This window comes from Nocardioides sp., assembly GCF_036401255.1.
GTDB lineage: Bacteria > Actinomycetota > Actinomycetes > Propionibacteriales > Nocardioidaceae > Nocardioides.
The window spans coordinates 1-6,611 of the sequence record NZ_DASWVI010000093.1 but is presented as its reverse complement, the minus strand read 5'-3'; the positions used below and the strand labels follow the sequence as shown (position 1 = coordinate 6,611).

The 6,611-nt window shown below is 70.5% G+C and carries 7 protein-coding genes and 2 pseudogenes; 4 read left to right on the top strand and 5 right to left on the bottom strand.

Annotated features, from left to right (window positions below; translation table 11 throughout):
* The 5 genes and pseudogenes from VGD85_RS04365 to VGD85_RS04345 all read right to left on the bottom strand — a co-directional run.
* Window positions 1–300: pseudogene (locus VGD85_RS04365) on the bottom strand (hypothetical protein); the annotation flags it as partial.
* Entirely contained in the window at window positions 297–464 is a 168-nt protein-coding gene (locus VGD85_RS04360) for a hypothetical protein (RefSeq protein ID WP_215525935.1), read from the bottom strand. The pseudogene VGD85_RS04365 and the gene VGD85_RS04360, both read right to left, overlap by 4 nt.
* A 134-nt stretch (window positions 465–598) precedes the next feature.
* Window positions 599–1,006 (bottom strand): hypothetical protein, encoded by a 408-nt coding sequence (locus VGD85_RS04355; protein ID WP_331062218.1) that lies wholly within the window; start codon window positions 1,004–1,006, stop codon window positions 599–601.
* A gap of 395 nt (window positions 1,007–1,401) precedes the next feature.
* The gene (locus VGD85_RS04350) at window positions 1,402–2,691 is read right to left on the bottom strand and encodes an ATP-binding protein (protein WP_331062217.1); all 1,290 of its coding nucleotides are present in this window, start codon (window positions 2,689–2,691) and stop codon (window positions 1,402–1,404) included.
* A 67-nt stretch (window positions 2,692–2,758) separates the two neighbouring features.
* Complete coding sequence (locus VGD85_RS04345; RefSeq protein ID WP_331062216.1) at window positions 2,759–3,103, bottom strand: hypothetical protein; 345 nt, start codon at window positions 3,101–3,103, stop codon at window positions 2,759–2,761.
* Between the two features lie 344 nt (window positions 3,104–3,447).
* Here VGD85_RS04345 and VGD85_RS23150 point away from each other — a divergent pair, with 344 nt between their 5' ends.
* From VGD85_RS23150 to VGD85_RS04330, 4 genes and pseudogenes are all read left to right on the top strand, one after another.
* A complete protein-coding gene (locus VGD85_RS23150) occupies window positions 3,448–3,912 on the top strand; it encodes a helix-turn-helix domain-containing protein (protein ID WP_414690757.1) in 465 nt (154 codons plus the stop codon).
* A gap of 357 nt (window positions 3,913–4,269) precedes the next feature.
* Complete coding sequence (locus VGD85_RS04340) at window positions 4,270–4,899, top strand: SAF domain-containing protein (RefSeq protein ID WP_331062215.1); 630 nt, start codon at window positions 4,270–4,272, stop codon at window positions 4,897–4,899.
* A 3-nt stretch (window positions 4,900–4,902) separates the two neighbouring features.
* The gene (locus VGD85_RS04335; protein WP_331062214.1) at window positions 4,903–5,745 is read left to right on the top strand and encodes a hypothetical protein; all 843 of its coding nucleotides are present in this window, start codon (window positions 4,903–4,905) and stop codon (window positions 5,743–5,745) included.
* Window positions 5,742–6,611 (top strand): annotated as a pseudogene (locus VGD85_RS04330) (hypothetical protein); the annotation flags it as partial. The gene VGD85_RS04335 and the pseudogene VGD85_RS04330, both read left to right, overlap by 4 nt.

Genomic DNA, 6,611 nt, shown 5'->3' with positions numbered 1-6,611 from the left:
GTGGGCATCGGCGATCGCCTGCGATGCACGCTCCAGGTGTCCGGTGAGTTCGTCGACCAGCTCGGCGTTGTCGCTGCAGCGCCGCTGCAGGCGGCTCAAGTGCTCGCCGGCGGCCTCGAGGTAGTAGTCACCGCGGTCGCTGAGGCGGGCCTTCGCAGAGTCGAGCTCGGCGTCATCGAGAACCCGGAGCGCGGAGTTGATCGTGGTGCGGAGCTCGTCGACGACCCGGCGGGCGCGTCCCACGGCCTGCTCGGCCATGAAGACTGCGTCTGCGGTTTGCAGAGCGGTGTCGGTGGTCATGCCGGCTCACCGCCTCCCGTGTCGGACGGGGGCGTGCTGCTCGACGGGGGCAGGACCTCGCGGAGGCGGTCGAGCGCGGCCAGGGCCTGCTCGAGGTGGTCGCGGGCCTCCTGAACCGGGTCACGGTCGGCCGCGGCGGAGGGAGAATCGGTGGGCGTGCTCACGGGCAGCTCCTTGGTTGACCGGGGTCATGTCTCAGTCACCAAAGGAAGGTCGACCCGCTCGGGCGATCACCGAGCGCGAAGAAATCTCGCGGGACTCAGGCGCCGCGGTTCACCGAGGGCCGGGGACCACCAGGTCAGTGTTGGTCCCAGGGCATCGACTCCTGCCCGTCGTCGACGCCCTGGCTGATGATGTGCGCGGTGGCGTTGCGGGCGGCGTTCAGGTGCTTGTGGAGGTCGACCGCGAGTCCGCGGGCCTCCTCCAGGCGGAGACGGGCGACGCCGATCGCCATGGCTGGGTCGGATTCGTCGGTCATCGAGTCCATGCTGAGCACCTGGTCGGCCAATGCCTGCTCGAGCGTGCTCGACAGCTGCGAGAACGCCTGGGGCAGCGCGGCCGCGAGGTCGGCGAACTCCGCGAGCTCGTCGGAGGTCTCTGCCGGGATCTGGTCGGGCGCCCACATCGTGGCGCGGTTGAAGCCGTAGACGTGTTCGCGGGCCGCCGTCGCGTGCCCGCTCGCCTCGAGCTGGTCGTTGTCTTCCACCAGGTGCGTTCCTGCCGAGAGGTCTCGCTGGGCCTGAGTCTCGCGGATCTCGCCGGTTCCGCGCTACGGCCGGCGGCGGGCTGTGGATAACCGCGAAGGGTCCTCTCCGGGGTCTCCAGCGGGAGACTGAGCGGCCATGGACGACCAGGCGGCCTTGATCGCAAGGCGAGTGGCACTGGCGGTGGCCGCTTGGTTCAACGCTCCGGCCGACGTCGAGGCCTACCGCCGACTCGCCGCCGCGGTGGGGGAAGTGGAACGCCTACAGCGCACCGCAGCTGGAGGACGGCGACGTCGACGAGCTGCTCGACGACCTTCGCCGACGTCGCGCCCCCGATGCCGCTCGGCGACGTCGACGAGTTCGAGGCGGTCCTACGTCGGCAGGCTCGCCGTGAGCTCTAACGCCGCGGCGCGTCGCGGCCGCCCTCGGAGGCGGGCGGGAGTTCACGCGGGCGGCGGCCGGCACCGAGACTGCCGGGTGCCGGGTCGGCGGGCGAGGGTGCTCCGGTGGCCAGGGTCTCGCGGATGTAGCGGTCGAAGCCAGGCATCGTGAACCGGACCTCGCCGCGACTGGCGGGCTCGATGATGCCCTTGTCGATCAGGCGCTCACGCGGAACACCCAGAGCCTGCGTGGGCCGGCCGAGCGCCGCGGCGATCTCTGCCCGCGTCACCGTTGGAGTGCCGGCCTGCGCCATCACGGACATGATCTGCTTCTCCAGTTCGGTCGCGGCCGCCCACCGGGCGGCGTACATGGAGCTCAGCTGATCATCGGCCAGCGGCAGGCCGGCCCGCACCTGGTCGACGTCGAGCACGTCACCGGTTCCTGAGGGCTTGGCCACCTCCCACGTCGCGTGCGCGAGGACCTGCAGCAGGTACGGGAATCCTTGGGCCTCGGCCGCTACCGTCTGCAGCGAGGCGGGCGTCCAGGTCACGCCTAGCTCTGCGGCCGGCTCGGCCACGGCGGCGGCCGCTGCGGCCGGCTCGAGTCGGGGAAGCGTGAGGAAGGTGCTGCGCTCCCCGAAGGTGGCAGCGTTGACCAGGACTCCCGGCGTCGAGGGCAGGCCGGCGCCGATGATGGCGAGGGGGTTGTCCTCGCGCCGTCCAGCCAAGTTCTGCATCGCGTTGAGCAGGACCGCGAGGTCATCGCGGGTGGCCGCGTGCAGCTCGTCGACGAAGACCACGAGTCCAGCGCCACCGCGTGCGCGGATCTGGGAGCTGGTCTCGTGCAGGAGGTCCTCCATCGCCGAGATCTGGGCCCCTCGTGGAGGTGCCTCAGCCCCGGAGCGGTCGGCGGCCGCCGTCGCGCTCACCTTCACCACGCTCGGCAGCCCGAACTCCAGGCCGATGCTCTCCAGGCGAAGCTTCCAGGTGCCCTTCTCGGCTCGGGGGAGGATGTCCGCGGATTCGACGGCCTTTCCGACGCGACTGACCAGGTCGGGAAGGAACGGCGCGTTGCGCCGGCATGCCACCCATGCGGTGATGAACCCGTGCTCCTCGGCGTCACGCTGCGCCTCGCGCAGCAGGGACGTCTTCCCAACCCCGCGCGGGCCCAGGAACACCAAGAGCGGGCCGCCCATCTCGCCGTAGGTGCCGATCCGGCTCAGGTAGCCTCTGATCCTGTCTTGCTGTTGTTCCCTCCCGGCCAGGACCCGCGGCAGTTCGCCCGGGGCGTAGGGGTTGGGCAGCATTAGAGGTCTCCCATACATTCTGTTACACAGCGGGCTTGTGTAACGAAGTGTATGCCGTCGATCGGGATCAGCGCCCCACGTTGAAGCTGCGTGTCCCAGGCGTGCTGGCAGCGCCTGGCGTGCGCGCTCCGAGTCGACGACGGGCGGCATCGTCGAGGCTCTCGCCTGCGGAATCGACCTCGTCGACGCCGCGGCCAGGTCGATCGGCGTGCGGCTCGGTCGTCTCGCTGAGGCATTCGGCTAGGTCCTCGACGTCGGCATCCAGGACCCGCTCGAGGATGTCGGCGATGCCCCCTGGGGAGCCGTCGCACTCGGCCACCAGGGCGTCGGCCAGACGATCGAGGGCGGCGTCTCCGCGGGCGGTGAAGGTGACGACACCGGGGACCGGGTTCTCGGCTCGGGAAGTGCTCATGGTCCACCTCGCTTTCTGGTCACCTAGGTGCGAAGGAGGTTGGTAAGCGATCAGCCCGATCTGCGACACGAGGGGAATCCGACGGCCATAGCGCGGGAGGACTCACGGCCCTGTATGGGGCTTGCCCCGGGTGGCCAGCGTGGGCAAGACCGCCGAGTGGTGACACCGAGGCTGGGCGCGATGTCGCGCCCAAGGTCATTCGACATGCGGCGAGGAGTGTCCGCGTCGCGAGCGGCGCCATCGCTGAGCGAGACGGACGGGCTCCGCGGTCCCAGGTCGTCGGTCCGGGGCAGCCCAGACTGACCTGTCCCGCAGAGGATCGGCACCGCTAGTGTTCGTCGGCGATGGCCTCCGGAATCGACCCCAACGCGTTGAGGGCTGCTCGCGAGGAAGCGGGGTTGACTCAGCATGAGTTGGCGCGTCTGGTGGGAGCGGCCGGGGGTGAGCGCATCTCTCGCTGGGAGTTGGGCACGTCATCTCCGCGCCCCGACTTCCTGGTCAGACTCGCCAATGCCCTCGACATCCCGGCGCTGCGGCTAATTCACCTCGACGGTGATGTCCCCGATCTCCGAGCGCTGCGCCTGCAGGCAGGGCTCACCGTTCCCGAACTCGCTACGTCCGTGAACGTGGCTGTGCCGACCTATTACGCCTGGGAGCAAGGGCGCTGGACCCGACTCCCTGCACCACAGTCGCTCGAAGCGCTAGCCCGCGCACTCGGGGAGTCCGTCGAACTGGTTGTCGCGGCATTCCATGAGGCGCAACGGCAACGCCGGCGCAGCGGAACAGCCTCGGCCCGAGCGAGTTCGTAGGCGCAGGCGGGTTTGACCCTTATCCACAGGTGAGAATTTGTTCCGGGAGACCCGGACGATTTTGTGGTCCCATGGACTCCAGATCGTTCGGAGGCGTTGATGCTCGGTCCCATCGGGGGGATTGAGCCGCGCGACCCTCCGGTCAGGACTGGGCGATGGCATCTCGGAAGCGGTCACCTGTGGATAACGAGACGCTCGATAGAAATGCACTAGTGTGGCAGTATCGACTTGGGCTCGCGCTGATCGCTCCAGGCCCGTCTTGACACGTAGGTGATCGAGACACGAGAGGACTCGGGATCCATGTCACAGAACACCGCTCAAGGCCTGTCAGGCGAGGCAGCCCCCACCAGCCGTCCCATGCCCACGCTCAACAACAGTCCACGACCACGACCCAAGCAGCGCCGCCGACCATGGGTGTTCGCACTCTGTGCGGCCCTTGTCGCCGCAGGCGCGCTAGGCACCGCGTTCGCCTTCACCTCCATCAACGACACCCAAGAGGTCCTCGTGGTCAGCCAGGACATCAAGCGCGGCGAGACCATCGAGGCCGGTGACCTCTCAGTGGTGCGGGTCAGCGTCGACCCGGCACTGAGCCCGGTCGCCGGGAGCCAGAAGGCCGAGCTCGAGGGCAGCCGCGCCGCCGTCGACCTGCGGGCCGGCACCCTGCTCACCGAGGAGGCCGCCACCGACAGCCTGGTGCCGGGGGAGGGGGAGTCCCTGGTGGGCATCAGCCTCACCCCCGCGCAGATGCCGTCCGAGCCGCTCTACGCCGGTGACGCCGTCCGGATCGTCACCACGCCCGGCGACCAGGGCGAGGTCACCAACGAGGACCCGGTCACGGTCGAGGCAGTCGTCGTTGCTGTTAGCCGCGTACAGGAGACCGGCGAGACCGTGGTCGACGTCTCTGTCCCCGAAGGCGACGCCGCCGACCTGGCCGCCCGCGCCGCGACCGGGCGGGTCGCACTGGTCCTGGACACTCGGGAGCGCTGAGCGATGGCGCTGATCGTCCTCGCCTCGGCCAGCGGTGCGCCCGGCGTCTCCACCACCGCGCTGGGACTCACCCTCAACTGGCACCGTCCTGTGCTCCTGGTCGACGCCGACCCGACCGGTTCCTCCGCGGTCTTCGCCGGCTACTTCCACGGCACCCAGGAACCCACCGGCGGGCTGATCAACCTCGCCCTCGCGCTGCGCGAGGGGACACTGGCCGCCGCCCTCCCTCGCGAGGCGCTGCTGCTGGACCCCGAGCCCCCGGCCGAGCGCGCGCCCTGGTTCCTGCCTGGCATTCGCGCCCACGAGCAGGCCCCGAGCCTGCTGCCGCTGTGGGAGCCGCTCGCCGAGCAGCTGCGCGCGCTGGACCGCAACGGCCAAGACGTCATCGTCGACGCCGGCCGGCTCGGTCTCGCGGGTTGGCCGCAGCCGCTCGTCGCGGCCTCCGACCTGACCCTGCTGGTCACTCGCAGCTCGCTGCCCGCGCTGGCCGGTGCACGCTCGTGGGCCAAGGCGCTGCGCGACCAGTTCGCCGCCGTCGGTGGCCTCTCGCGACTCGGCCTCCTTCTCGTCGACGAGGACCGCCGGTGGCCGGCGATGCCCACGGGCGTCCCGCGGGTGCGTCCCTACACGCCGCGCCACATCGCCAAGGCGCTCGAGATCTCCGTCGCAGCGTCGGTGGGCTGGGATCCCGAGGCCGCGGAGGTCTACTCCCACGGTGCCCGCAAGCCGCGCAAGTTCGAGTCCTCCGACCTGGTGCGCAGCTACCGCACCGCAGTCTCCCTGATCCACTCCGTCCTCACCTCCAACCAGGCCGCCCTCGCCCACCCGATCGGACGCCGCGCATGAGCACCAACGGTCACCAGCCCGGAGCCCAGGACCGCGAACCGCTCCGCGCCGACGAATGGCTCGCGGCGCGACACGCAGACCGCAGCCAGCGCTCCCCGTTCGCCCGCGGCCGCGGCACCAACGGCAACCAGCCGGCCACGCAGCCACCCCCGCCGCCGGCACCGACCAGCGAGGACCACGACCCGACGTCGCTGCCGATCTTCGCCGGCGCCTGGACCAGCGAGGATCAGCTGCCGGGCCGCACCCGCTCGGACTTCACCCTCCGCCCGCTCGTCGCCAGCCCCGACGACCAGCCGCACGCGATCGCCGCCACCGACTACTACGACGGCGCCCACGTGGAGGAGGTCGAGCTGGACTGGGAGCTCATCGCCCAGTACCGGGCCGAGATCTCCTCCCGGCTGACCGCCCGACTGGACAAGGAAGGCGGCCGGGTCACCGACGAGGACCGCGAACAGATGGGCCTCGACGTCATCGAGGAGTTCATCAAGTCCGAGGCCGAAACCCTCGTCTCGACCGGCCGTCCGCCGTGGAGCCGCCAGCAGGAGAACGCCCTCAAGGCCGCCCTCAAGGCCGCGCTGTTCGGTCTCGGCCGGCTGCAGCCGCTGGTCGAGCGCGAGGACGTGGAGAACATCATCGTCATCGCCCGCGGCCCGGAGTGCGCCGTGTGGCTGGAGCTCGTCGACGGCACCCTGGTCGAGGCCGCCCCGATCGCCGACTCCGAGGACGAGCTGCGCGAGTTCCTCGCCGACCTCGGCTCCCGGCAGAACCGGCCCTTCACCGAAGCGCGTCCGCACCTGGACCTGCGCCTGCCCGGCGGCGCCCGGCTCGCGGCCGGCTCCTGGGTGATGGCCTACACCTCGGTGGTG

What these genes read in the sequence shown, in the direction of transcription:
- VGD85_RS04345 (WP_331062216.1), bottom strand. Translation starts at nt 3,103, where the DNA reads ATGAGCACTTCCCGAGCCGAGAACCCGGTCCCCGGTGTCGTCACCTTC.
- VGD85_RS23150 (WP_414690757.1), top strand. Translation starts at nt 3,448, where the DNA reads ATGGCCTCCGGAATCGACCCCAACGCGTTGAGGGCTGCTCGCGAGGAA.
- VGD85_RS04350 (WP_331062217.1), bottom strand. Translation starts at nt 2,691, where the DNA reads ATGCTGCCCAACCCCTACGCCCCGGGCGAACTGCCGCGGGTCCTGGCC.
- VGD85_RS04335 (WP_331062214.1), top strand. Translation starts at nt 4,903, where the DNA reads ATGGCGCTGATCGTCCTCGCCTCGGCCAGCGGTGCGCCCGGCGTCTCC.
- VGD85_RS04340 (WP_331062215.1), top strand. Translation starts at nt 4,270, where the DNA reads ATGCCCACGCTCAACAACAGTCCACGACCACGACCCAAGCAGCGCCGC.